Annotated in this window: 21 protein-coding genes; 13 read left to right on the forward strand and 8 right to left on the reverse strand. The window is 56.4% G+C overall.

Annotated features, from left to right (window positions below):
• Positions 1–2: 2 nt before the first annotated feature.
• The gene (locus tag NHH03_RS01840; RefSeq protein ID WP_253154028.1) at positions 3–782 is read right to left on the reverse strand and encodes a HisA/HisF-related TIM barrel protein; all 780 of its coding nucleotides are present in this window, start codon (positions 780–782) and stop codon (positions 3–5) included.
• Complete coding sequence (locus tag NHH03_RS01845; RefSeq protein WP_253154030.1) at positions 783–1,331, reverse strand: DUF2617 family protein; 549 nt, start codon at positions 1,329–1,331, stop codon at positions 783–785.
• 318 nt (positions 1,332–1,649) lie between these two features.
• On the opposite strand from NHH03_RS01845, the gene NHH03_RS01850 reads away from it, so the two are divergent.
• A complete protein-coding gene (locus tag NHH03_RS01850; RefSeq protein WP_253154056.1) occupies positions 1,650–2,228 on the forward strand; it encodes an anthranilate synthase component II in 579 nt (192 codons plus the stop codon).
• 20 nt (positions 2,229–2,248) lie between these two features.
• Positions 2,249–2,977, forward strand: a complete 729-nt coding sequence (locus NHH03_RS01855) for a hypothetical protein (protein ID WP_253154031.1) — start codon at positions 2,249–2,251, stop codon at positions 2,975–2,977.
• A 16-nt stretch (positions 2,978–2,993) separates the two neighbouring features.
• On the opposite strand, the gene NHH03_RS01860 is transcribed toward NHH03_RS01855, so the two are convergent.
• Positions 2,994–3,455, reverse strand: a complete 462-nt coding sequence (locus NHH03_RS01860) for a hypothetical protein (protein WP_253154032.1) — start codon at positions 3,453–3,455, stop codon at positions 2,994–2,996.
• 153 nt (positions 3,456–3,608) lie between these two features.
• On the reverse strand, positions 3,609–4,151 hold the full coding sequence (locus NHH03_RS01865) for a hypothetical protein (RefSeq protein WP_253154033.1): 543 nt from the start codon (positions 4,149–4,151) through the stop codon (positions 3,609–3,611).
• 230 nt (positions 4,152–4,381) lie between these two features.
• Between NHH03_RS01865 and NHH03_RS01870 the strand changes: the two genes are divergently transcribed.
• Together NHH03_RS01870 and NHH03_RS01875 are read left to right on the forward strand one after the other, a co-directional pair.
• Positions 4,382–6,466: a cytochrome c family protein gene (locus tag NHH03_RS01870; RefSeq protein ID WP_253154034.1), complete on the forward strand. Its 2,085-nt coding sequence runs from the start codon at positions 4,382–4,384 to the stop codon at positions 6,464–6,466.
• Positions 6,466–8,010 carry a hypothetical protein gene (locus NHH03_RS01875; RefSeq protein ID WP_253154035.1) on the forward strand — a complete coding sequence of 515 codons (1,545 nt, stop codon included), beginning with the start codon at positions 6,466–6,468 and terminating at the stop codon, positions 8,008–8,010. Before NHH03_RS01870 ends, NHH03_RS01875 begins: the two co-directional genes overlap by 1 nt.
• 213 nt (positions 8,011–8,223) lie before the next feature.
• Here NHH03_RS01875 and NHH03_RS01880 read toward each other — a convergent pair whose 3' ends face one another.
• The 3 genes from NHH03_RS01880 to NHH03_RS01890 all read right to left on the reverse strand — a co-directional run bounded on the left by NHH03_RS01880 (position 8,224) and on the right by NHH03_RS01890 (position 13,356).
• Positions 8,224–8,658, reverse strand: a complete 435-nt coding sequence (locus NHH03_RS01880; RefSeq protein ID WP_253154036.1) for a hypothetical protein — start codon at positions 8,656–8,658, stop codon at positions 8,224–8,226.
• A gap of 286 nt (positions 8,659–8,944) precedes the next feature.
• On the reverse strand, positions 8,945–10,861 hold the full coding sequence (locus NHH03_RS01885) for a DNA gyrase/topoisomerase IV subunit B (RefSeq protein WP_253154037.1): 1,917 nt from the start codon (positions 10,859–10,861) through the stop codon (positions 8,945–8,947).
• A gap of 65 nt (positions 10,862–10,926) precedes the next feature.
• On the reverse strand, positions 10,927–13,356 hold the full coding sequence (locus NHH03_RS01890; RefSeq protein WP_253154038.1) for a DNA gyrase/topoisomerase IV subunit A: 2,430 nt from the start codon (positions 13,354–13,356) through the stop codon (positions 10,927–10,929).
• Positions 13,357–13,942: 586 nt separating this feature from the next.
• Here NHH03_RS01890 and NHH03_RS01895 point away from each other — a divergent pair.
• From NHH03_RS01895 to NHH03_RS01910, 4 genes are all read left to right on the forward strand, one after another.
• Positions 13,943–14,572 carry a hypothetical protein gene (locus tag NHH03_RS01895; RefSeq protein ID WP_253154039.1) on the forward strand — a complete coding sequence of 210 codons (630 nt, stop codon included), beginning with the start codon at positions 13,943–13,945 and terminating at the stop codon, positions 14,570–14,572.
• Positions 14,573–14,621: 49 nt separating this feature from the next.
• Complete coding sequence (locus NHH03_RS01900) at positions 14,622–14,999, forward strand: hypothetical protein (RefSeq protein WP_253154040.1); 378 nt, start codon at positions 14,622–14,624, stop codon at positions 14,997–14,999.
• Between the two features lie 110 nt (positions 15,000–15,109).
• Positions 15,110–15,853, forward strand: a complete 744-nt coding sequence (locus NHH03_RS01905; RefSeq protein ID WP_253154041.1) for a tetratricopeptide repeat protein — start codon at positions 15,110–15,112, stop codon at positions 15,851–15,853.
• On the forward strand, positions 15,850–16,119 hold the full coding sequence (locus NHH03_RS01910; RefSeq protein WP_253154042.1) for a WXG100 family type VII secretion target: 270 nt from the start codon (positions 15,850–15,852) through the stop codon (positions 16,117–16,119). Before NHH03_RS01905 ends, NHH03_RS01910 begins: the two co-directional genes overlap by 4 nt.
• A 23-nt stretch (positions 16,120–16,142) precedes the next feature.
• Here the strand turns inward: NHH03_RS01910 and NHH03_RS01915 are convergent, their stop codons facing one another.
• Entirely contained in the window at positions 16,143–17,159 is a 1,017-nt protein-coding gene (locus NHH03_RS01915; RefSeq protein WP_253154043.1) for an ABC transporter substrate-binding protein, read from the reverse strand.
• A gap of 540 nt (positions 17,160–17,699) precedes the next feature.
• Between NHH03_RS01915 and NHH03_RS01920 the strand changes: the two genes are divergently transcribed.
• The 5 genes from NHH03_RS01920 to NHH03_RS01940 all read left to right on the forward strand — a co-directional run bounded on the left by NHH03_RS01920 (position 17,700) and on the right by NHH03_RS01940 (position 22,675).
• Positions 17,700–19,475 (forward strand): hypothetical protein, encoded by a 1,776-nt coding sequence (locus NHH03_RS01920; protein ID WP_253154044.1) that lies wholly within the window; start codon positions 17,700–17,702, stop codon positions 19,473–19,475.
• Positions 19,476–19,507: 32 nt separating this feature from the next.
• Positions 19,508–20,026, forward strand: coding sequence for an adenine phosphoribosyltransferase (locus NHH03_RS01925; RefSeq protein WP_253154045.1), 519 nt, complete (start codon positions 19,508–19,510; stop codon positions 20,024–20,026).
• A gap of 117 nt (positions 20,027–20,143) precedes the next feature.
• The gene (nadA, locus tag NHH03_RS01930; RefSeq protein ID WP_253154057.1) at positions 20,144–21,298 is read left to right on the forward strand and encodes a quinolinate synthase NadA; all 1,155 of its coding nucleotides are present in this window, start codon (positions 20,144–20,146) and stop codon (positions 21,296–21,298) included.
• 362 nt (positions 21,299–21,660) lie between these two features.
• Positions 21,661–22,497: a hypothetical protein gene (locus NHH03_RS01935; protein ID WP_253154046.1), complete on the forward strand. Its 837-nt coding sequence runs from the start codon at positions 21,661–21,663 to the stop codon at positions 22,495–22,497.
• Positions 22,475–22,675, forward strand: coding sequence for a hypothetical protein (locus NHH03_RS01940; RefSeq protein ID WP_253154047.1), 201 nt, complete (start codon positions 22,475–22,477; stop codon positions 22,673–22,675). The genes NHH03_RS01935 and NHH03_RS01940 overlap by 23 nt, the downstream gene beginning before the upstream one ends.
• Positions 22,676–22,842: the final 167 nt, after the last annotated feature.

A 22,842-nucleotide genomic window follows, 5' to 3' on the forward strand; every position in this document is an offset into this window, starting at 1 on the left:
GTTCAAAGCGGACGGTTGAAGAGGCTGGCGACCAGCAATTCGTCAGCGCCGGCAGCCGCCAATCGGTGCACATCATCGACGCTCCGAATTCCCCCGCCGGTGATGTAACGAACCGCCGGTAGCGAGCGTCGCAGTTGGTGGCAGAGCGCGAGGGTGGGCTGGATCGTGGCGTTGCCGACGGCAATCAGGTCCAGACCAATGATCGATCGGATCCCCGTTTGACGACAGGCCGCTATCCATTGCTCGATTGTCGTCGAGTTGCTGAGCCACCGCTGTTTTTGAAAGTCAAAACTGACGGTCACGCGTTTGACGGGGACGTCGTCCAGGACCGTGTCCAAGAGCGCCGTGCTGTTCGCGGATTCTGTCGCCATCACCAGTTGAAGGTTGGGGAATTGATTCAGCAATTCGACCCACTGGGAACGATTCGACCGCCAATGATCGGTGCTGAGACCGAGATCCAGGTAGAGTCGGGTTGCCGAACGCATCAGGCCGCAGATTTCGAGCACCAGAGCTTGTTGCCAGCGGGCCGACAGAATGCCATCCAGGTCGGCGACGTAGAATGACGACAGGCCGACAGCGCGGTAGGATTGGGCTAAGCGACAAGCATCACCGGCAATCGCAATGACGGGATGTCCCGGCGGGAAGAACTGGGCCAACGGTTGATAGCGGTCTCGATGGCCACCCACCGCGTGAACTGCCTGGCCGCAGCGCAGATCGACCACACCCACCAGACGTCGCAGTAATTCTGGTTGAATCCAATCGGATCGAAATGGGGCATCCACTCAATCGGGCAACGAGAATAGCGATTCGACTTTGACGATCGCATAGTCGTCGGGGAAGGTGTGGATCGCTTGCACGAGCATCGAACGTTGGCGGGTTTCGATGTTGACGTAGCTGAGCGCGCCCAATGACATGCGGCCACTGGCATCAAAGGTATGCAACAAGCCTTCGGTCGGTTGTTTGCAGAGTTGTTGTTGGACCATGAAGAACATGTCGGGATCAACCGGTTCCAACTGGAAATGAGTTTGATACCCGACGCCCAATCGGCACTCGGCTTTCTCGGTACGACTGCCTTTGAGCGAACGGCTGATCAAACAACGTTTGCTCGGCAGCGGCTGGTGAGCACTGGTTGCGACTTCGCAAATGGTCACCGGTGCTGAACCGGTGGTGTTCCAAGTGATCACGTGGCCACAATTGGTGATGTTGACCTGAGCGTGATAGGCACTTCGCTCGATACGACGGGTGCGATGCACGCGATAAAGTTCGGGGTGAAGCGAACGACTGAACACGTGAAACGCGAGTTCGGCGACTTTGGGGCGAACCGAGAGCACAGGCGGATTTCCAAGATCGACGGAGACGAGGACTGGTGGCTGAGAAACGGCCAGCCGATGACGTGGCTTTTTCGCAGGACCAGCAATAACAAATGATTATAACACGCGACCGCGGTCGCAATTGCCGAGTGATTCGTCGCTTTTCCGATTCGAAGTGACGGGTCAGGCTCTCGGCAAATCGCCTGATGCACGTCATTATAGATGGCCGAGCGAACTGGGCAGAAGAGCGTTTATCGTCGCAATATGAAAGAATTGCATTTTGCCAGTTCACCCTCAGATTCCCATTGACAGACAGTCCCGTTGTATCCCGGCGTGCCCATGGTCATCGTGATCGATAACTACGATTCGTTTACTTACAATCTCGTACAACGGCTTGGCGAAATAGACGCCAACACCGATGTGCGAGTGTTCCGCAACGACGAATTGTCAATCGAGCAATTGCAATCGCTTTCGCCGCAGCGGATTTTGGTCTCGCCCGGTCCCTGCACTCCCAACGAAGCCGGGGTGAGTGTGGAATGCGTGAAACACTTTGCCGGAAAGATTCCGATCCTCGGTGTTTGCTTGGGGCATCAATCGATCGGCCAGGCCTATGGCGGTTCGATCATACGGGCACCGCAGTTGATGCATGGAAAAACCGACCAGATCGTTCATGACGGCAAAGGATTGTTCGCGGGGCTAAGCAATCCGTTCACGGCAACGCGTTATCACAGTTTGGTGATCGACCCTAACACGGTGCCAGATTGTTTAGAGATCACGGCCTGGACCGACACCGGTGGTCAACGACAAATCATGGGCGTCCGTCACAAGACGTTTCAATTGGAGGGATGGCAATTTCATCCGGAAAGTTTTCTGACGCAGCCGGGTGTCGATCTGTTGACGAGATTCCTGCGGTGGTAGCCGATCGCCTGAGACTGTTGATGGTTGTCGTCTGTTGGACGGTTGGTTTTGATTCACCCACCAGTCCGGCCGCCACACCACAACAGGTTGCTCCGCCAGTGGAGACCGTCGACGACGCGACGGAAAAAATCTCGCTCGCGGATTTGCCGTCTCCACCTCCAACGCTCGCCAGCCTGATCGAACAGGGGGATGTGAAATTTGTCACCGGTGGGCAACCGGTTTCAAATGCCGACACCTTGCCAGCGGCGGGGCGGTTGGCCGGTGAGACTCGTTTTACCTTTCGATATCACTACAACAGCCGGGCGCGCTGGAGTTTGATCAGACGTCGCGGGTCAGAATCCAGCGATCAAGCTGACGTGCAAATCCGTGTGCGTTTCCGTTCCATCAAAATGACGACCACACACGAAGTCTGGTTGAAAGATCCACCACCGCCGGAACGATTCTGGGACGACCGGGTGGTGTTGCACGAATTTGACCACGTTCGTCTTTCATCCGACCCCCGAATCGAACAACAGTTTCGTGACTCCGTGGATCGATTGAAGTCGTTTCGCGTTGCACTAGCAGAGGTCGCCGGCGACGACGGACAAATCAGTAAGGTCAAAGTGCAAGCGTTGATCGAGGCTCGAATGCAGGAATCACTTTCCAGCACGACCGAATATGTGCGGATCCGCTACCTGGAATTAGACCGATTGACCCAGCATGGATTGCGACCTTTGCCCGACGATGCGGGACTGTTTCAAACGCCATGATGTCGTCTGTTGATCGTCAGTGGACATCGGGTGGAACCAAAGCGCCCGGGACGATGTTGATGTCCATCGTATTTTCATCTTCAAACCGCTTCATGCGGTCCTCAAATTCTTGATCGCTTTCTGCATCGGGAATGTTCAGACCCGAGTCCTTATCTGACGGGTCATCAGGTGTAGCATCGGAATCTGGCTGACCGAGCGGGTCAATTTGTCGGCGATCCTGAATCGCGTCGGCAACCTCCGAGTCGACTTTGTCCGACAGGCTGGGTTTCCTTGCACCACCGGGATCGAACACGCTGCCCACGCGCCCCTGGTTCCGATCGGTGCGTTCCCAAACACCGCCATAGGCAGCATAGGCCCGGTCTTCGTCGTCACAGCACAATCGGCAGCCGGTTGAAAGCAACAGGAGAAGAACGAGCAGCGGGAAACAGAGTCGTGAAACTCTGTGAATCGCACAGCGCGTTGCAAGTGGTCGTTTCATCGCGTCAGACCTTGAATATCCCGGCATTGGTTCCGATTGGGCCCTGAATCCAGGGCGCAATAAAAATGGCACCCACGTCTAGCAGGTGCCATTAGTATCGGTTGTGCGGGTCAGAGGCTTTAGGAAAGATTTGACGCCTCGGTGACGGACGCGTTATTGACGTATAGCGCGGATGGCATAGGTGATTTTTTCACCCATGATTTTGACGGCATTTTCGATCCGTGGTGCCGTGCCCAATTGGTCGCCGATGCCCGGTAGCGACATGACGCAGAACAGCACCAGCACAAATCCTCCATAGGCGGCGCTGCTATTCATTGCCGAATCCTGCGAAATCACACGTGATCCTCGGCAGAATGGCAAACGGAATGCCCAGCGTTCTTTGGGTTCGTATTCGCGAAGGATGACGACATGAAGCCGGGCTTCACCATTCTCGGAATCGATGAAATCTTCGGTTAACAACTGGATCCGGCGATCATCGTATCGCAGTTCGTAACGGTATCCGGAGCTGATTTTTTTGGCGAGTGAGCGAGGGAGTCCCAGCGTGAACCCGTTGCCCGACGTTTCCCGAACCTGGACTTTCCACCAGCGCCGCCCGACGTGCATTTGGGCCTCGCTATTACCGATGACTTTGCAGCGATAGGTCGCAGCCTGATTCTCAACCGGAGTAGGGATCGTGTTGTAGGAGTATTCGGACATCGTGCGGGCAACCGTTCAAGTGTGTTCTGCCAAGAATGACTCGGTCGACGCGCAAAAGTCGCGCGCGACAGATGGAGGAACGTTGAAACGCTAGCTCGAAAATCCCAACGACAGCTTGACCGAAGCCTTCGAGGGCATGGAATTCATTGGCAAAGTGTGCCGGTTGTAGCGGTTGAACCTGGCATAACAGCTCGACCGAATATTAGGGTCCTAAGCTGTCGAACTGGATCATGGGGGATCGTCCGGGTGGATTGACCGGCGTCCTGGCGTTTGACTCAAGCGGTAAGGTTTGGATGCCAGCAAGAATTGTCTTTTTAGCCATCGTGATGATGACGTCGATTCTGGCGCACGGGTCTCGCTGCGCGGCACAGCAGGCGTCCGATTTGCTTTGGTCCAGCCCCGTTCATCGCGATGCTTGGGGCGATTCCGGGCTGGGACGCGATCGAATGCCGAATTATCACCCGCCCGCGCCGCTGTATCAGACCCCATCGTTGCATCGACACCCGGTCGGCGACGGCGGGCCACGCATGAGCGTCGCAGAACTGCGCGACGCGTTTCGCCATCGGCAATCTGCCGACGGCGGCGACCCGCTGGAAAATCTGGGAGCGGCTCGACCCCACACCGAAACTGCGGCGACCAATCCAGCAGCTGCAATCAACCCAGCGGGGGCTGACCCGCATGAAAAACTATGGACCGAGGATTGTTATCCATCGGCGGAATCCTGTCGCGTCTGTCACCCGACGCAATATGAACAATGGCGTTCCAGCGGGCATGCCTATGCATCGGTGTCGCCGATGTTCAATCGGTTCGAGCAGGCGATGACCGAGTTGTCCGAAGGCACGGTGGGCAGTTTTTGTGTCCGCTGTCATTCCCCGGTGCAGACCCAGTTGAAACTCTCTCGTGCCGCTAGCATCTTGGATGCCCCACCGGTCGTCCGCGAAGGTGTGACATGCATTGCGTGCCACCGAGTGAACGAACACTACTGGCGCAGCAACGGAGACCGTCGCATTTTGCCTGGAAATCTGCATGCACCGGTTTACGGAGGCCGCGGTGGCGAGGGCGTGGACCAGGCGATCGCCAATGCGGATCAGCTGAAACTGAAACTGTCGCCTGACGACCAAGGTCCCGGCCAAGCCATCCACTTGGAAGGACGATTCTTTCAACCGCTGACCAACAGTGATGTGTGTGCGTCATGTCACCAAGTGGCGGTGCAGCCCGGGATCGCGCTAGAAGTTGTTCATGCCCAGTATCGCAACGGGCCGGCCGCCGAACGAGGCATCACCTGCCAACAGTGTCACATGGGCGCGGTTCCCGGAAAGCCGGCGGGCTATGAACTGGATTTTGTCGCTCACCTGGGTGGCAAACCGTTTGGCGAGAAACGCAAACAATCCAATCACCAGTTTTGGGGCCCTGGTTATTCCATCGCTCACCCAGGTATTTTCCCCCACAACCACAAAGCCAACCAATACACGCCACGGCAATGGTTGGCGTTTGACTACCAAGCCGGTTGGGGAACGGAGGCTTTTGAAAACAGCGTGGATTCGACGGTGACATTCCCGCCGCCGTGGGACACCAGCGATGACCGCCGGGATGGGCGGAAAATCATTGATGCGAACTTGGACAAATTGCTACAGAAACGCATCACCGCCATCCAAACCATGGAGGGTGCGATCAAAATCGACGGCCCCCATTTTCATTTCCCGCCCACAGCCGGACGTCGCCTGCGATTCAACTACCGTGTTAGCAATACCAGCGAAGGCCACAATTTGCCAACCGGATCGCTCGGCGCTCAGCCGCAACTGTGGTTGAACGTCGCGTTGATCGATCCAGATGGATGCCGGATCTGGGAAAGTGGCTACCTGGACCAGCATGGTGATCTGGCCGACATGAACTCGGTCGATGTCGCAACACATCGCATCGCTCGGGACAAAAACCTGTTCAATTTGCAAACGAAATTTCTGATCAACAACGTGCGTGGCACCGATCGGGAAGTTTCTCTGCCGCTGAACTTTTCGCTCGATCAACTTGTGTTTCTGCGGCCCGGTGCGGTTCCCGTGTCGGTGCTGAATCATCCGCCGTTGATTCGGATGGAGGCGCATTCGATTCCGCCGCTAGACCATCGCACGGCGCACTACAGTGTACCGGCCAATCTGATGACCAAACCCGGTCTGTATCGATTGAGTGTGCGGATGCGCAACCGCACCGAACCGATGTACTTTATGCGACAGATCAACAGTACGCCTGACATGATGCAGCGAATGTTGGACAACACATTAGATCTGCGTTCATCCAGTCATACCTTTCGGGTGCAGTGATGAACGAGAGTCGTCTGCCGATATTCGCTGCGGTGGCACTGCTGTTGATGGCGTGGCCGGTATCCAGTCATGCGGTGGATCGACCGCGACGATTGCCGCCGGTACAGGAACCGCTGGAATTAGAACCCGATCAGGTTTCCGCTGCGCTGGAAAATGCCAAGACCGATTTGTCGTGCACGCTGCCCTTTCCCAATAGCAACGATTTTTCACCGTCGCCGTTTCAGCCCGATGCGTTTGATCATGATCCCGGCCGTGAGGCCTGGGTGTATGACGCCAAGCGAGAGGTGCCGACCCAGCATCCGTGGATCGAGTGGGGGCGAATCTGGTATGGCGATGGCATCACGCCCCGCGGTCGCGATTGGTTCGGGCCGATGAATTTGGTGCGCCCCAAGTTTTACTTGTACGGCGATTTTCGCAGCGGGATTCAGGCCGGTCGCAATGCCGGTGGGCGGGCCGACAATTGGGCCAACCGTTTAAACTTGGACATGGATTTGCAACTGACTGATACCGAACGCTTTCATGCGTTTGTCGGGCCACTGGACAAACAGAACCAGTTCACCCGCTATCAGTTGGTCGATGGTGAATGGCAGTATCGCAACGAGATGAATTGGACGCCGACGACGGCCTTTTTCGAAGGTGACTTGGGCGTGATGTTGGGGGCGAGTCGCGGAACATCATCACCGTTCGAATTGCCGATTTCAATGGGCTTGTTGCCACTGTTGTTTCAAAACGGGATCTGGATGGAAGACGCGGTCAGCGGCGTCGCGATGGCGCTGCCGGCCAAGCACAGTCGCCTTTTGAATTGGTCGAATTTTGACATCAGTTTGTTTGCCGTGTTTGATCAGTTGAACAGCCCGGCATTTGCGGACGAACATGATGCCCAGGCGTTCGGAACGGCTTGGTTCATCGAAGCCTATGGCGGTTACATCGAATCCGGCTACGCCTATTTGAAAGACCGCAATGATGATTCGCTGAGCTATCACAACATCACGGCCAGTTTCACCCGCCGCTACTTTGATCGGATCAGCAACAGTGTCCGTGTGATCGTCAACGCCGGTCAGGATCGTGCCCGATCGGACCGCACCGCAGACGGTGGATTGTTGTTGGTGGAGAACAGTTGGATCACTGCGGCGCCGTTGACGGTCGTGCCCTACGCCAATTTTTTCTACGGTTGGAGTAGGCCACAATCGGTCGCGCGGGCAGCGATTTCCGGTGGCATTTTACGTAGCACCGGGATCAATTTTGACACCGATGGATTAAACGGATTCGCAACGCTGGACACCTCCGGTGCGGACACCGCAGGCGGTTCGGTCGGCGTGGATTTGATCGGTGATGATCTGGACCGGCAACTGCTATTGGAACTGAGCTATCTGTCGCCGCACGGCAGCCAAGCAATTGCCAAGGGCGATCAATATGCCGTGGGATCGCGCTATCAAGTTCCGATCAGCAACGCGTCCCTGTTACGGTTCGACGTGATGTACGGCTGGCGCGGCGGCGAAGACGACGTCTACGGCACCCGCATGGAATACCGCTGGAAATTCTGAGTTCCGCACCGTTGGAGTTCAGGCTTTAGCCTGCAGGCATACTTGTTTCGTGGCGAATTCAGGTTTGGCAGGCTAAAGCCTGAACTCCAACGGTGGGGAATGCCGTGGCGAATTCAGGTTTGGCAGGCTGAAGCCTGAACTCCAACGGTGGGGAATACCGTGGGCGAGTTCAGGTTTGACAGGCTAAAGCCTGAACTCCAACGGTGGGGAGGGTTACAGGTCTGGAGGATCCCAGTTTTTGCCGTAGTCGCGAATTGGGTAGGCATGCCATTGCCGTAGTACTTTCTGACGACCCTGTTCCTGCAGGTACTCATTTGCATTGCTCAATGGCCATTGCGTCCATTTCTTGACGTAGCCGTGATGGACGGGATTGTTCAAGACATAGTTTAGCGTTGCGAAATAGTGCCGTTCAGATTTCATCGCGGTTTCTGCGGCACCGGCCCAGACCTTTCGTCGCCCCGTCAATTCTTCTTGTCGATTCCACTCGAACGACAACTTACCGTGCAAACGTCCAATACGCGTCAATGAATGAATGACCGATTGGGTTCGTAACAAGAGATGATAGTGATTGGGAAGCACGCACCAAGCAAAGATGGAATCACCATTATCGCTCACACAGTGCAACAATTCAGATTCGAACGAAGCCATGCGTTGGCTTGTCACTCCGATCACCGCGCGATGCTCGTAGCATGCCGCTGTGATATCGCCAATGGATCACACGGCATGTTCCGTCCGCTCGGTTGGAGTTCATGCTTTAGAGAGCAGGTGTTGGTTGTTCGCGGGGAACGTAGATTTTATCGGATTCGGAGAGTGGATTTCAACAGTGGGGCGAGTTCAGGTTTGGCAGGCTAAAGCCTGAACTCCAACGGTGGGGAGTACCGTGGGCGAGTTCAGGTTTGGCAGGCTAAAGCCTGAACTCCAACGGTGGGGAGGGTTAGATGTCGACGTCGGCGTCGGCGGCGCGGTCCATGATGAATCGGAAGCGTGCCGATGCGTCGCGGCCCATCAGATCGCTGATGACGCGATCGGTTTCCAATTGGTCGTCGACTTCCACCCGCAACAATTGACGTTGCTTGGGGTTGAGTGTGGTTTCCCACAAGACTTTGGGCATCATTTCACCGAGCCCTTTGAAACGCGTGATTTCCGGTTTGGCTCGGCCGCTATAGTCGGCCAGAATCTGTTCGCGATGCGCCTCGTCTTTGGCCCAGTACGTCTCTTTGCCCAGGTCGATGCGGAAGAGGGGCGGTACGGCGATGAACAATCGACCGTCGGAGATCAATTGTGGCATGTGTCGATAGAAGAATGTCAACAACAGCGTGGTGATGTGATGGCCGTCCGAATCCGCATCGGCCAATAGGATGATGCGACCATAGCGTAGTCCGGCGATGTCCATTTTCGGACCGATTCCGCAGCCCAGCGACGACACCATGTCCTGAATTTCTTTGTTGTCCAGGATTTTCTTTAGTGTGGCGCACTCGGTGTTCAACACCTTTCCACGCAGTGGCAAGATGGCTTGGAAATTCCGATCGCGTCCTTGTTTCGCGCTGCCGCCGGCTGAATCACCTTCGACAATGAACAATTCTGATTCCAGTTGGCCACCCGATAGGCAATCGCTTAATTTGCCGGGCAGCAGAGTGCGTTTGGAGCCGCCTTTGCGCGAGATGGCTTCGGATGCAGCGCGGGATGCGGCACGGGCGCGGGCGGCGGCGATGATCCGAGCGATGATCGAATCGGCAATGGAACGATTGTTGTTCATCCATTGTTCGATTTCGCTGCGGACGGCGCCTTCGACTTGCGCCTGGACTTCGGGATTGTTCAGTCGGTCTTTGGTTTGACCTTGGAATTGCGGTTCGCTGATGAACACCGACACGATCGCGACCATTCCTTCGCGGATGTCTTCGTGGGTGAATTTGACACCACGCGGGGTCAGGTTGTGAGTGTCGATGTAGTTGCGGACCGCTTTGTTCAGACCCGCTCGAAAACCGTTTTCGTGGGTTCCTCCGCTGCCGGTGGGAATCCCGTTGACGTAACTGCGGACATGTTCGTCGGTGGATTCGGTCCATTGCAGTGCGACTTCCAGACGGATGTCGTCGTCCAGTGAGTGCGTGAACGGTTGCTCGTGAATCGGTTTGGCTTTGCGTTCGGCGAGAACCTTTTTCAGGTAGTCGACAATGCCTTCGGCGTGCAGAAAGGTTTCCTTGGTTTTCGCCACTTCATCGACGTACGTGACTTTAACGCCGCGGTGCAGAAAGCTGGCGGTTTCCAAGCGCGATCGGATCAGCGCGGAATCAAATTCCGTCTTGGGGAAAATCTGGGGGTCGGGCGAGAACGTGATGGTCGTCCCGGTACCGCGGACGGCGCCCTTTAGTTTTTGCAGTTTGCTGGTGGCTTGGCCTCGGGCAAACGTCATTTTGTACTGCGCCCCGTCACGGCGGACGACGGCGGTCAGTTCTTTGCTGAGCGCGTTGACGACGGAGGCACCGACACCGTGCAAGCCGCCGGCGGTCTTGTAGTTCTGGCCTTCGAATTTTCCGCCGGCGTGCAAAATCGTCAGCACCATTTCCAAAGCCGGCTTTTTGGTTTTGGCATGTTTGTCGACGGGGATTCCGCGGCCGTTGTCGGCCACCGAAATGGATTGTCCATCGCTGTGGAGCGTCACCGTGATTTCACTGGCATGCCCATTCATCGCTTCGTCGACCGAGTTGTCGACGATTTCCCAGATCAGGTGATGCAGTCCAGAGGAACCGACACCGCCGATGTACATGCCGGGCCGTTTGCGAACCGGTTCCAAGCCTTCCAAGGCAACGATCGCATCGGCGTTGTAATTCGTTTTAGTCGCGGTAGCAGTCATGAATGAGGTGGTTGGAGATTCGATTGGATCGGTGCTAGGATCGGGCCGCAGGGGATGACGAGCCGCTATTCGTCATCGAAGGGTTCTGGCGGCGCAACCGGTGGCAGAATGATCTTGGCGATTTTGCCGTTCTTTTGCAGTTCGATACCCTTGCCGCCTCGGCTGGTCACACGGTATTTGGCGGTCGAAATTGTTTTTTGAGCGCCGCGGTTGGTTTCCACGGTCATCAGATCTCGATCGCCGGTGCTGGCTTTGAAGCCTAACAGGCGGTCGCCTTCACCCAAGCGAATCAACAGCACGCCTTTGCCGGCACCCGATAGATAGTTCACTTCTTCGGCGTCACAAACTGTCGCGCGGCAATTGGCCGAAGCCGCCAGGATGACTTCGCTGCCGGTGATCGCGATCACATCGATGATGGATGCGTCATTTGTGACGCGGGCATAGCGACGGCCGGAGCGGGTCGACGGTTCGGACAGGGCGGACAATCCGAATCGCAGAGCATAGCCGTTGCTCGATGCCGCAAACCCATGGACTTCGGGACAATAATCCGGGTGTTTTGGGTCCTCGTGAATCTTGCCGATCCGGCGTGGATCAAATGAAATGGCGGCGATGATTTTTTCGCCGTCCTTCATCTTGAACAGTTTCTGGATCGGTTCGCCAAAACCTGTCGAGGCGGGGATATCGGTGAACCGCGTGGTGTAGCAAACACCCAGTGATGAAAACAGTCCCAGCGTGGCGCGGGTGCTGCCGCCGATGCACGCCAACACCTCATCACCCTGTCGCAGCCGACTCTTGGAAGGATCCACAATTTGTTTTTGGCGTTTGACCCAACCGTCTTTGGTGACCAAGACGTGGCAGTTCTCGTCGACGATAAAGTCTTCTTCGGAGTACTCGATTTCTATTTCATCGGACTTGATCGCGGATCGCCGACGCCCGACCGCATCTTTGCCGTAATCGGTGATCAGACTCTCGATTTCTTCGCGGACCATTTTCCAACGCCCAGAGGCATTGGTGTCTTTGGTGTCTTCGCGCAGTAGACGACGGATTTGAGCGGCGCGTTTCTGTTTGTCCTTCAGTTCATCCAGGATCAAATTGATTTCTAGCCGCGCCAACCGATAGAGTTTCAGTTCCAGGATTGCATCGGTCTGTTCCGCATCCAATCCGCCTTTAGCGGCAGGAAATCGCTTCATGATTTTTTCAGCCGCATCGGATTTGCCTTCCGATTCGCGGATGATCTTGATGATTTGATCCAACGCGTCAAAGATCAACGCGAACCCTTCCAGCAGATGAATGCGTCGTTCCAACGACGCCAGTTCATTTTCCAGGCGTTTGGTGATCACTTCCAAGCGGAAATGCAGGAAATGCCACAGGATTTCTTTGAGCGACAGGCGCTCTGGCGTTCCCAGTTCGGGGTTTTCGGTGGGAACCAGGCAGGTCAGGTTGACGTTGAAATTCTTTTGAAAGTCCGTGTGCTTAAAAAGAAACGCCAGCACTTTGTTTTCGTCGGCGCCTTTTTTCAGCAGCAGGTCGATTCGGATTTCATCGGTCGAAAGATCTCGTACTTCGGTCACCAGCGGCAGTTTGCCGTCGAACACCAATTCGCTGATTCGCTCGCACAACAGGGCTTTGTTGACGCCGTAGGGAATCGAATCGATTTGCAGGACATCGCCGCCGCGTGACTTGTCGCCTTTGACCACGGTGCCGCGCAGCTTGATCGTGCCTTGGCCGTTCTCGTAGATCTCGCGCAGTTCTTCTTTGGTGTTGATGATCTGCCCACCGGTGGGGAAGTCAGGCCCCTGGATCGCATCGTTGGCGACCAACTGGTAAGGCTTGATTTCGGGATCACGCAACAGTTTCAACAGCGCGTTACAGATCTCGCGCAGGTTGTGCGGCGGGATGTTGGTGGCCATGCCGACGGCGATCCCGGTGGCACCATTGAGCAGCAGGTTGGGCAACCGACTGGGCAGCACCACCGGTTCTTCGCGGCTGCCGTCATAGCTGGGTTTAAAGGCCACGGTACGGGTGGCCAAATCGGTCAATACCTCGCCGGCGATCGGCGTCATTCGACATTCGGTGTAGCGCATCGCCGCTGCGTTGTCACCATCGACGCTGCCGAAGTTTCCGCTGCCGTCGACCAGCGGCATTCGCATGGCAAACGGTTGCGCCATTCGCACCAGGGCTTCGTAGATCGAACTATCACCGTGGGGGTGGTAGTTACCCATCACGTCGCCAATGACTTTGGCGCACTTGCGGTGTTTCGCCGTGCTGGTCAGTCCCTGTTGGTGCATCGTGTAGAGGATGCGCCGCTGCACCGGTTTCAATCCGTCGCGAACGTCCGGCAGAGCACGACTGGTGATCACCGACAGGGAATAGTTCAGATAGCGTTCCTGGGCGGCTTGGCGCAGGGGCACGGTCGACAACAACGACTCCTCGACGGAGTCGAACAGTGATTTGCCGTTGGATTTCGATGACTTGCGGGGACGTCGTTTTGCCACGCGTGCTGAGCCCTAAACGAGGAGAGAGAAGTGGGTGCGATGAGCGGGGGGGGCAGATGTTCTTCGCCAGGAGCGGTCAATCGGTCTGTGGTATCAGCCCATGAAAATATCGGCCTGCTGGGATTCCGGCCGGCACTGCAAACAGTCAATCGGCCGCGGCGGCCTTCTGCTTCGGTCAAGTTAGGGTAGAGACGGCGAAAATTCTAGACAGGCGGTTCGGGCAAGGTGTACGGTCCTGGTATTCGTGGACCGGCAAAATCCCACGCTGAAGCGTCGCACTTGCGGCAAGAACACACCTTCCACCAGCGCCGGCCTGGGCGGCAGGCGGGCCATCCCAATTGCCGGTTTCCTCAAGTAATGACGTTTGGTCGGGAAAGGCCGGTGGTAGCGATGTTATGCAATGCACCGAAACCGCCAGCCAGTCGCGCTCGACTGGGGACGGCAGCCCGGACTGGTCGAAACAACAGAAACGTGTGAACTGAAATGGCCCGCACACGAATCGTGCCGACGGATGGACTGCGGCCGGGCGAGAACGGAATCTATGGCTGAAACTTTGGTTCGGAGGAACCACCGGATGAGACTTCGAATGACAAAACAAATCCTATCTGCTGCCGCATTTCTGGCGTTGGCCACTTCCGCTGCGAGCGTTTCCGCGTTCGAGCCTGGTGACTCGTATATCGTGTCCAGCCAGATCGTCAGCGACACTGCAAGCCCGGCGGAAGCCTATGTGGGGGATCTGGATTACAGCTCGCAGGGCGGTGGCTGCGAAAATGGTTCCTGTGGCGGCGGCGAAACGGGCAGCTGTGCGGGCGGAAATTGCAACGGCAACTGTGCCGGTGGCAATTGCGGCGGTGGCAGCGGGGTGATCGGCAGGCTTCACCAGCACTTGCATGGCGGTGCCCCCTCGGTCGGTATGCAAGATCGCAAGTACGACAAGTCCGACTTGTTCTACAACTACTACACCCAAGGCAATTACAACTCGGCTAACGCCCAGATGTACATTTCGCCGGTGCCGGTGCCCCATTACGTCGGCCACACGTTTAACACGTACCAGCCGTTTTATCCGCAAGAGTACCTGTACTGGCACAAGAACCGTTTTCACAACTATTACGACAACGGACGCGGGATGAATCGCACCCGAGCGGTTTATTATGCTCCGCCAATTAAAACGGGACTCAGCAACATCTATTGGAACAAGCTAAGGTTGCCTCGTTAAGTTTTAGGCACCGGCATTGAAACCCCATTTCTAATCAAAGGCATCAATCATGCGTAAACTGCTTCTACTGGTCGCATGTGTGGCGACTCTTTCGACCGTCGCTGACCAACAACAGGTCAATGCCGGCGATCCAATGGCAATGGCCCAAGTCTGGTCGCACAATTTTGCCATGGATCGTCCCTGGCATTCGCACTACTACAACCAAAGTTATGGCCAACCGGTTGCCGTGGTTGTGCCACCAACCGCGCACATGCGTCAAACGTATTCGTGGGGCGTCAGCCAAAATTTGATGTATCCGATCCATCATCAATTCGGTCGCAACGCGTCGTACCCGGGCGCCGCAGCACCGGGACAATTCTTGCCGACCCCGGCGTGGCCCAGCCACACCGATCAATTCGGCTACAACTATGTCCGCGGCCCTTGGTGAGAATCGGTTGAAATTTGCTGATGGTTTGCATCAGGCCGCTCGAGGGGTCAAACTGATCTCTCAGCGGCGCCCGTGCCGCACACTCTTTTCTTTTGCGGCGCTTACCAACGATGCCTGATTCTGATTCCAACCAGGATACCCAGCAGCCTGTCGTTCTGCTCGAACGTCGACAGGAACTCGAACACAAGTTGAAAGCGAACCCGACCGATTTGGAAGGGTATCTGGAACTCGCCGCGATCTATCGCACCGAAGAACGACCGTTGGAAGCCAAGCGGTTGTTGCAACAGGCCGCAAAAATCTTTCCCGATGAGGAGAGTGTTTGTTGGCAGCTCGAAGAAGCGGTGCTGGCTCGTTCGTTGCAACAGTATCGCGAGGTCAGCGACGTCGCAACGCGTTTGAAGTCGGTCGAAGGCGATCGCGCGCTCGAACGCAGTCGCAGCGATTGGGCCTGTCGGCGGATCGAAGTCTGTCAGGCGCGGCTGGAACGTGATCCGTCGCAAGTCGCGTTGCGAATGGCGCTGGCGGAAGCCAAATTTGATGCCGAACGCTATGAAGAGGCCTATGAAGAGGCCGGCCGATTGTTGGAACTGGATGAATTCACTGCGCCGGCACATTTTATCCGCGCGCGTTGCTTGATCGCCTTGGGAAAGGATCTGCCGGCGATGAAAGAATTGCGTGCCGTCGCGCTGCGCCGAGCCGTTGTCTCGGCGCCTCGGTTGCGTATCGCTAGTCTGAAACTTTTGTGTGACCTGGCCAAAAAACTGACGCTCGACGCCAGCGAAAGCGAGTATCGCGAGCAACTCAAACGAGCCGAAGCCGCCGCCGCCCACTCATCGGAAGGAACAAAGTCATGAATCAAGCTGTCGTTGATCCAGAACAGTTGCGTCAATTTGCATCCCACCTGCACCGGTTCGCCGAGGATCTCAAGGAACGCTCGACGGCGTTGGGGACCCAGATGAACCAATTGGAACAGACCTGGCGGGATGAGCAGCAGCGAAAGTTTGCTGGCGAGTTCAGCGATCAATTGCGGCAACTCTCGCGAATGATCCAGGCCACCGAGCAGCACATCCCCTATCTATTGCGCAAAGCCGAGCAGATCGAAACGTATTTGGGGCGCTGATCGGCTGGTCGTGTGTTGATCTGCTATTTCAGAAACTGCAGCGTGTAACAATCTTTGGCTTGGACTTTGTCCGCATGTACTAGGTCCAATTCAACCAGTTGATCAAACAAGGTCGTCCAGCGCTGCTCGTTCATTGTGCCGACCGTCTCGATTTCGGCCCCCTCGGGCATCGCCAGGTCACGCATCACCTGAGCACCAAATTCCAGTGCCTCGGCCGTCATCCCTTCGCTGTTGGCGGCCAGAATCGCAGCGTTGCCGAGTTTTCCATCGCTTAAATAGTCCCGCCAGCCCTGTCGCGTGGCGTCGACAAAACGCTGCACCATCTGCGGTTGCTCGCGGATCAATTTGCCCGTCGTCACCAGCACACTGGAATAGGGATTGAATCCGAGGTCGCTGACCATCAGCGTGGTCACGTCAACGCCTTGTTGTCGGGCGAGCAATGGTTCGGCGCAGCTGTAGCCTTGAATCACGATCGTGGGGTCGGCGACCAGCGATGCGATGCTGCCATGATACGGCACTTCTTTGACGTCCTGCAGCAATCCTTTGGCACGCATGAATTCGACAAAGGCCCGTCCGGCTTGGCGTTGAAAGGTCTTTCCCCCCAAATCGTCAAACGATTGGACGCCACTGGAGGTTTGGGCGAGCACGCAGCGGGGATGGTTCTGCATCGCCGCCATCACCGCGACCACGTCGATCCCCTGTTCGCGAAAAATCATCACGTCGTCTGCATTGGCGATCGCAAATTGGCAGCGACCGAGCGAAAGTTCGGGACCAATCGGTGTGGCCCGTCCGCCCGGCCGAATTTGCACCGCCAAGTCCTGATTCGCATAGTCGCCGCTAGCGAGAGCTTGGTACAGTCCGCCGTGTTCCGATTCCGGGTACCAATTCAACTGAACCGTCACCGCCGTGCCGCCAGTGGATGTCAGATCGCGAGGCGGCGAGTCGGTCGACGATCGACAGCCGGCTGCTGGAAACAGCAGTGCGAGGACAAGCCATGTGTTGGTAAACCTGGCAAGGGAGGAGGAACGCAAAGACTTCATCAAAAAATTCTCACACAGATTGGAAATGTGGTGTGAGTTATGATTGCAAAGAATCACTCGTTGCGTAGCGGGTTTGGCAACAATTTATTGAGTTGAGGGTGGTTTCAGCCGGCGTCTCGGATTCGATTCGAGCGGCGTGACCGGTTTTGAAGTTGGGCTTTTCATCACAACCCGATGCGTGAGCGAGGGATTTAGTCGGTTGACAGGGTCCCTCGCTGACGCTTCGGGTTACCAAAAACCAATGCCCCACGCAAAAGCGCTGGCTTCAAAACTGACGCGTCGGGCTAGCAAAGCCGATGCCTCAGCCCAAAATGCCCCTTCAAAACGGACGCGATGTGGTCTCATTAGTTGTCGGTGGCAGCGGGGGCACCTGAAACCTCTCTTTACCTCGATCGGCTGGTCGCGTTACGCTTGGCGCATGAAACACGCGCTCATGGTGTCAATAGCGAGTGCTACAGCGTCGATGGACGCGTGAAACGGATTTGATGTCCAATCGTTTGTTCAGGGAAGAATGTTATGGGCGGAACCATTCCATACTCAATGGTCGCCACAATCGCCGCCGTGCTGAGCATGTCTGCGCTGAGCGTGAAAACAGCCAAGGCACAGGTTGCCGGTGGGCCGAGCGCAGGCGGAATGCAACTTCCAAGTTCGCTATCCGGTGCTGCCCGAGATGCGATGGAAGCATTCGGTCAACAGGTTCAGGCCGCAGCCAATTCGACGGCCAACTCTGCCCCCATATCGCCTCAGCTACGCGGATTTGTCGGCGGCAGCAACACTCAGAGCGGCGCGGGGATGACCGGTGGACCGAGCACCGAACCGACCGGGAACCGAGATAGCATTTGGTTGACTGATTCGATGCATTCGGGATCTGAGCGACCCTCGACCAATCCTGTTTCTTCGACATCCCGATCCGCTGGATTTCCGGGGACGACTGCTCAGCAGCCCAATTACATGCGCGGCAATGTCAGCACAGTTTCCGGGACTCAAGATCCCAGCGGCAGCACGGCAGCGTCCGGACCGCCAGCCGGATCGGCACCTCTGTCGAAGAACTTTGGCAGTCTGCCAGACGGCGTAAACTTGCCGCCGCGGGCACTGCAATCCGGACAGCAATCAACGTTTAGTAACGATTATTCGAATAATCAAATGACCGAGACCGGCGGTCATACGGCCAGCGGACAACCGCAGTTTGGTCCCCTCACTGCCGCTCAGGCAGCGCAGCGTACCGGACAATCCAGTTTTGATCCGTCCGCATTTAACACCAATAGCCCTTCCGTCTACGGCAACCAAAATAGTTCTGGATTGGGAATGCCATCGGCGGGCCAATCAACCGCGGCAGTCACCAACTCGCTCGGACGCCCGGGTACCAAAACCAATTGGACCGCAGCAGAAATCGCTGCGTTGGGCGGCGAATTTGGAATTCCGCCGAACGATCCGCGACTGCAAGACGAAGCCTACGTCAATCAACTTCACAAGGTCTATCAGGATTCCTTGGCCAAACAGCAGGCCCCGAGCCCGACGAATCGATGGGGTACCCCATCTTCGCTCTCGATGCCGGGCGCGACCGCAAGCGATTCGTTGCAAATGCCCGGCAGTGTTGATCCACGGTTGGCCAGCCGACCTGGAATGGGGATGAACAGCACGGTGTTGCCACCGACATTGCCAGAAACGCAATCCACCGCCGCTTCTAAATCGCGACGAACCGAGGTCGATTCGCGATTGTCGCAAGCGGATATCGATCGGTTGCCCGTCAACGGCTATTCGTTTGACAAATATGGCAACCCGATCGACCGCGACCGCTACATCTTGGACCGTTTTGGCGAGCGCGTGGATGATGAAACGTCCTATGAGTTGACGATCGGCAGAAAGCGAAAAGAAGCGCAAGCTCGGATCGCCAAAGAAAACGCAGCGAGTGGTGATCACACTCCGATCTTGGGACCGCCCACCGATCCGGTCAGTCTGTCAGATCGAACGGCGTCCAATCCCGGCAGACCGGGCCAATTCACCACGGGGCAATTGGTGGCGGCAGGCGGAGGTGTTGCGCCACCGAATTTTGGGAACTCGTCGAGCATCAGTGCCAACCGGCCTCCACAGCCCCCAGAATCGGGTGAGGCATCGGCGCCAGGCAAGCCGCATTCGTCGGATTCTGCCGACGGTGGTCTGGCTCCCAAATCGAACCCGTATGTCAATATTTTTCTACTGTGCTCGCTGGTCGCCAACGGATTTCTATTCGTCTGGCTGCACCGCTTGTGGCATCATCACCGAGATCTGATCGCATCCAGTCGAATGGCAGCCAGCGGTATCTCCACCGTCGATTGATGCATCGTTCCCATCACCTTGAGAATCCATCGATGACGGTTGAGTTGAAAGAGTTTGTGCGCGACATTCCGGACTTTCCAAAACCGGGCATCCTGTTTCGCGATATCGCTCCGCTCCTGTTGAGCCCGGATGCGATGCACGCCGCGGTCGAAGCCATGGCGGCGCCGTATCGGGATCAAAAGGTCGACATCGTCGCCGCCGCGGAGGCACGCGGATTCATTTTCGCGGCACCGTTAGCGATGCATTTGAACGCTGGATTTGTGCCGATTCGCAAACCGGGGAAATTGCCGTTTGCGACTCACTCGCACGCCTATGATCTGGAATATGGCAGCGACGAATTGCATGTGCACACCGACGGCGTATTGCCGGGGCAGCGTGTGGTCATTGTCGACGATTTGTTGGCCACCGGCGGAACGATGCAGGCCTGTTGCCGATTGTTGGAACGCTGCGATGCCGAAATCTTGGGGTGTTCCTTTCTGATCCATCTGGCGGATCTACATGGGGAAGCCAAATTGGAGCCCTATCGCGTCGAATCGGTCCTGGTTTACTAGGCGGCGGGCGTTTTCCAAGTGGGGACGGGGACGATATAATCACGTGGTAGTGCCTAGCCCGATGATTTCCCCTCACCGACGAACGTTCCTTTGAGCATTCCCTCTTTGCCGGCTGTCATCAATGATGCGTCTGACAAGACAGACGCATATGCCCACGCAAAACATGATCTCGCGGTGTACAAGACGCTGGAGACTGATGAGCTGATCGCTCGCATTTCCGCGGTCCGCGAGCAAATGGGCGACCGGTTGTTGATTCTGGGCCACCACTACCAACAGGACGAAGTCGTCGCGCATACGGACCTGCGGGGGGACAGTTACCAGTTGTCGCAAATGGCCGCGTCCAGCGAAGCCTGTCGGGCGATCGTTTTCTGTGGTGTCCACTTCATGGCCGAAACGGCCGACTTGCTGGCCAACCGCCCGGAGTCATTGGAGAGTCGCGGCGGCGAGCGTGTTCGCGTGATCTTGCCGGACATGGCCGCCGGCTGTTCGATGGCTGATATGGCAGCGATCGCGCAAGTCGAAGCGGCTTGGGAGGACATGGGCGAAGTGATCGACACCGAGCGTGTGATCCCGGTGACGTACATCAACAGCGCGGCCAGTTTGAAGGCCTTTTGTGGAAAACATGGCGGGATTGTTTGCACCAGCAGCAACGCGCAAGCCGTCTTGGAATGGGCATTTGAACGCGGCGATCGCGTGTTTTTCTTTCCCGACCAGCACTTGGGACGCAACACCGCGCTGAAGATGGGAATCACCGAACAACAGATGCCGGTCTGGGATCCCTATGCACTCGAGTGCGGCGGTAACGAAGAACAGGCTCTCCAGGACAGCCGGGTGATTTTGTGGAAAGGCCATTGCAGCGTCCACCAAATGTTCCGTCCCGAACACGTTGCCCAGTTTCGCGAGCAGCACCCGGGGATCAAGATTTTGGTGCATCCGGAGTGCCCGCGTGAAGTCAACGATTTAGCCGACGTTTCCGGCAGCACCGGATTGATCATCCGCACAGTTCAGGAAAGTCCGCCGGGCACCAAATGGGCGATCGGAACCGAATTGCACTTGGTCAACCGCTTGAAAGCCGAGCACCCCGAGCAGGAGATTCACTTTCTAAGCCCTGTCGTTTGCATGTGTGCCACGATGTATCGAATTGATCTGCCGCACCTGTGCTGGGCACTGGAGAATCTTCGTGACGGGACGCCGGTCAACACGATCGAGGTTTCCGAAGAAGTGACGAAATGGAGCCTGGTGGCGCTGGAGCGGATGCTGGCGGTTCACTAAACGGCGCTGTGACGCCGGTGTCTGTTGTCAGAGAATTGTCGGGTACCCTGCTGCGGGGCGGGTCGTTATAACCCGCGTACCCCGCTCAAATTCAACTTTGATTGCCGAATCTCGCAGATCCGGTCGGGCAAACTGGGGGATTGGGTCTTTTCGTGCCGATTTCGTTGACAGTTGATTTTTGCGGTAACTATACTTCCGGGAGTGCGAGTGAGTGGTTGATGCGCAGCATCCCATGACTCGGCAATGAAATTTACCATGGGCACCCGGCTTATCGTCGTCCATGAATCCGGCAACTTGTCGTCAGTCCACCTTCCAACCCGACACCTCGTCCGGACTGCTTCTGTCAAAGGAAAGCTCCTAACATGACCTTACTTGGGAAGTCGTTCACCGTCGTCATCTTCCTGCTCAGCCTGACCTTTATGGTTTTGTCGCTGGCAGTGAACGCATCGCACCGCAATTGGCGCGATGTGGTCTTGGGGCCCGCCGGTTACAAAGAACAAATTGAGGCGATCTCTCGCCAAAACGAACAACTCGAAGACGCTCAACAGCGTGCTCAGTCGTCACTGGCTCGTGAACAGGTCGCCCGGCGCACCGCACTGGCGGCTTTGCAAACCCAACTCGACCAACTCGAAGGCGAACTGCAACTGCGAATCAGTTCGGTTCAAAAGCTGGAGGGCGAGCTATCGAACCTGGCTCAGTTGGACAAGATTCGTGCCACTGAATTGCAAACGTTGACCGATACCAACCAAAAATTGCGTGATCAAGTTCGCAAAGAACAGGAAAACCGCGACACGTTGTTTGGTGAATTGTTGGTGTTGCAGGACAACCTGAACACGCAACGTGGCATTCGATTGGAGTTCGAACAGCGCAATGCGTCGCTGCAAAAAGAAGTCACACGGTTCCGCGAAGTCGCGGATCACATGGGCATCGACCCCAAATTGCCGCTCGACGGAACGCCACCGGATCGCAACGGCACCGTGCTTGTGATCGATCGACCCAAGTCGTTGGTTGAAGTTTCGATCGGATCGGACGACGGGCTACGCGGCGGACATGAATTGGAAGTCACTCGTGACAACCGCTATGTCGGCCGTCTGAAAGTTCTGAAGGCAGAACCGAACCGTTCCGTTGCGGAAATCATGAAAGACTACAGCCAAGGTTTTATCCTGGAGGGTGACCGTGTCGACACTTCCATCAAATGAGGGTGGCAAACAGCCGCCAAGCGTCTACACCGTCATGCTGATTTTGAGCATGGTGTTCTTGTTGATCGCTGTGATCTCGATGTGGATCGAATTGAATCGCTGGGCGCCGGATTATTTCCGCACCCGCCAAGCCCAACCACAGGTTCAGTTGCTGGTGACGCCCGAGCAATTTGCCTAGGGCCGTTGCACACTATCTGAGAGCTGTTGATTCAATCTTCAGCGGCGCTGGTGTGGAGGATTCATCCGACTTGGGTAAGGTTTTTCTGCGAAGAATAAAGCGGGTCGGATAAATCCTCCACACCAACTTGCGACCGGCTAAGCAACTCGACAGCCCCTCACGCGCCG

The organism is Stieleria tagensis, from assembly GCF_024129865.1.
GTDB lineage: Bacteria > Planctomycetota > Planctomycetia > Pirellulales > Pirellulaceae > Stieleria > Stieleria tagensis.